Origin of the sequence: Streptococcus sp. k-378, from assembly GCF_013277505.1 — a bacterium.
Taxonomy (GTDB): domain Bacteria; phylum Bacillota; class Bacilli; order Lactobacillales; family Streptococcaceae; genus Streptococcus; species Streptococcus pseudopneumoniae.
The window spans coordinates 1-1,941 of record NZ_VMNC01000164.1 but is presented as its reverse complement, the minus strand read 5'-3'; the positions used below and the strand labels follow the sequence as shown (position 1 = coordinate 1,941).

Here is a 1,941-nt window from a genome sequence, read left to right as displayed (position 1 = left end):
ACGAAGTCAGTAACTATACGCACGGTAAGGCGACGCTGACGTGGTTTGAAGAGATTTTCGAAGAGTATTAGGAGAAAAAGAATGAAAGAAATAACCTTTGACGCATTTTACCAGCTTTACCAAAATGAGCAACTTTCTTTAGTGGATGTGAGAGAAGTGGATGAGTTTGAAGCTCTTCATTTAGAAGGTGCTCAGAATCTTCCTCTGAGTCAACTGACTGATACCTATGATCAATTGGACAAGGACCAGTTACATTATGTTATTTGTAAATATGGAATGAGATCGGCGCGTGCTTGCCAATTTCTAGCTGAACAAAGTTATGAGGTTATCAATGTCCAAGGTGGTATGACTGCCTTTGAAGAACTCTAAACATAAGAATTTTCTCCTACTTGGTGTGATTTAGGTAGGAGAATATTATTTTTAGATAATTCTTATTTTTAAGAATCTTGAAAACATTCAATATTTACTTCATGAAGCTTTTTTCATACTCCTATTCATGATATACTAGGTCAGTATTTTATAAATATGAAGGAGATTTACATGGCTAAAAAAGGTGCCCTAACAGGTTTGCTCCTGTTTGGAATATTTTTTGGTGCGGGGAACTTGATTTTTCCGCCTTCTCTAGGTGCTCTATCTGGAGAACATTTTCTTCCTGCCATCGCAGGTTTTGTCTTTTCAGGTGTCGGTATCGCCGTCTTGACCCTTATTATTGGAACGCTAAATCCTAAAGGATATATCTATGAGATTTCAACGAAGATAGCGCCTTGGTTCGCGACTCTTTACCTCTCAGTTCTTTACTTGTCAATCGGTCCATTCTTTGCTATCCCACGTACAGCTACAACAGCTTACGAAGTAGGGATTAGCCCCCTTTTATCGGATGCAAATAAAGGACTTGGCTTGATTGTCTTTACAGTTCTGTATTTTGCAGCAGCCTATTTGATTTCGCTTAATCCATCAAAAATCTTAGACCGCATTGGACGTATTTTAACGCCAGTCTTTGCGATTTTGATTGTTATCTTGGTTGTTCTGGGAGCTTTCAAATACGGTGGAACAAGTCCTCAAGCTGCTTCAGCTGCTTATCAAGCTTCTGCTTTTGGGACAGGTTTCCTAGAAGGTTATAATACCTTGGATGCTCTTGCCTCAGTTGCCTTTAGCGTAATCGCAGTTCAAACCTTAAAACAACTTGGATTTTCAAGTAAGAAAGAATACATTTCAACTATTTGGGTGGTTGGTATCGTTGTAGCCCTTGCCTTCAGTGCTCTTTACATTGGTTTAGGATTCCTTGGAAATCATTTCCCAGTACCAGCTGAGGCTATGAAAGGTGGAACACCAGGTGTTTACATCTTGTCACAAGCCACTCAAGAAATATTTGGCTCAACAGCTCAACTCTTCCTTGCAGCTATGGTTACCGTAACCTGCTTTACAACAACTGTTGGTTTGATTGTGTCAACAGCTGAGTTCTTTAACGAGCGTTTCCCACAAATCAGCTACAAGGTTTATGCGACAGCCTTTACCTTGATTGGATTTGTCATTGCCAATTTGGGTCTTGATGCGATTATCAAGTACTCAATCCCTGTGCTGGTTATTTTGTACCCAATCACGATTGCCATCGTTATGATTGTCATTGTCAACAAATTCGTGGCTCTTTCAAAACCAGGTATGCAGTTGACAATTGCTGTTGTTACAGCTATTGGCATTGCAAGCGTACTAGGAAGCTCCTTTAAGGTTGAATTTTTTGCAAATCTTGTTAGCGTTCTTCCTTTTGCCAAGGCCTCACTCCCATGGTTGGTGCCAGCCATCGTTGGAATCTTGCTCTCATTGGTTCTACCTAACAAGCAAGAAAGTGATGTTTTTGAAATGGAATAATCACTAATACTCTTCGAAAATCAAATTCAAACCGCGTCAACGTCGCCTTGTCGTACTCAAGTACAGCCTGCGGCT

The 1,941-nt window shown here is 40.2% G+C and carries 2 protein-coding genes; both read left to right on the top strand.

Features of this window, described 5'->3' with window-relative positions:
* The first annotated feature begins 81 nt into the window (after window positions 1–81).
* The gene (locus tag HT719_RS11160) at window positions 82–369 is read left to right on the top strand and encodes a rhodanese-like domain-containing protein (RefSeq protein ID WP_172929235.1); all 288 of its coding nucleotides are present in this window, start codon (window positions 82–84) and stop codon (window positions 367–369) included.
* Window positions 370–540: 171 nt separating this feature from the next.
* The gene (gene brnQ / locus HT719_RS11155; protein ID WP_166731613.1) at window positions 541–1,866 is read left to right on the top strand and encodes a branched-chain amino acid transport system II carrier protein; all 1,326 of its coding nucleotides are present in this window, start codon (window positions 541–543) and stop codon (window positions 1,864–1,866) included.
* Window positions 1,867–1,941: the final 75 nt, after the last annotated feature.